Here is a 924-nt window from a genome sequence, read left to right on the forward strand (position 1 = left end):
TGCTAGAAATTAAGAACTTGTATGAAAAGCTCATTGCCAAGTGGGAGAAAATGCATGGGCAAAAGGCTAATGCGGTGTTCCCAGCTAAGTATACGCCCAAGCAGAGCGCGCAAAAGCCTCCAGTTAAAAAGCAGGAGACCTCTAAAAGTGAAGTTAGCAGCACAGAGAAAGCCTCTAAAATTGAAGCCAATCCCGCCTTTGGCGAAAACTTTGCAGAGTATGCAGGCAAAGGCGCAGAAGCTGTAGCTAAGCTTTTAAAAGAAAAACGCGGGCAAGTAGCCGGGGCGTTTTATAAAGAGGGGTTGGGGTATATTGATTTGGTGTGGGGAGCAAACGCGCAAGCGTTGCAGGGTTTAAAAGATGTTAATGGCAAACCTTTAAAGCCCTATGGTTTGTCTAAGATTTTAGAAAAGCATATTGATGACTTTAAGGGGTTTGAGGGAGCTAGCCCTTTAGAGAAATTAGGAAATGGTATTGAGGAGATTGTGCATAAAGGCATAGCTGTTAGTAAAGATGGTAGGGACACCATATGGCTTAAAAAAGGCGATGAATACTATTTAGTGGGGTTGTCTAAGGGATGGGATAGAAAAGGGGAGAACATATGGATTATTACAAGTTATAAAAGGACAAAAGGGGACATTCCCGAAGAGATTAAAGGGCTATAGTGCGAACCTGCCCGCTTATAGCACTAAGTTTAATCCTGCACTGACTTCTGCAGATGAACCCTTAACCTCTGTTGGGGAGTCTAACACAACAGCACTTAAAAAGAAAACCCTTAAGACAGCACGCGCTAAGGATTTAACTAAAGGGGCGGACAATCTCCCTTTAAACTCAAAAGAGGATACTACCACAACCCCCCTTAAAACCCCCCAAGAGTTAGCAGAGTTGCAACTAGAACCCGAGCAGATACACGATCTATTAAGA

Annotated in this window: 1 pseudogene; it reads left to right on the forward strand. The window is 43.4% G+C overall.

Going from position 1 to position 924, the window contains the following annotated elements:
* A pseudogene (locus tag EAO37_RS09005) lies at positions 1 to 665 on the forward strand (hypothetical protein); the annotation flags it as partial.
* Positions 666 to 924: the final 259 nt, after the last annotated feature.

The organism is Helicobacter sp. L8 (assembly GCF_003660355.1).
GTDB classification, from domain to species: Bacteria; Campylobacterota; Campylobacteria; order Campylobacterales; family Helicobacteraceae; genus Helicobacter; species Helicobacter labacensis.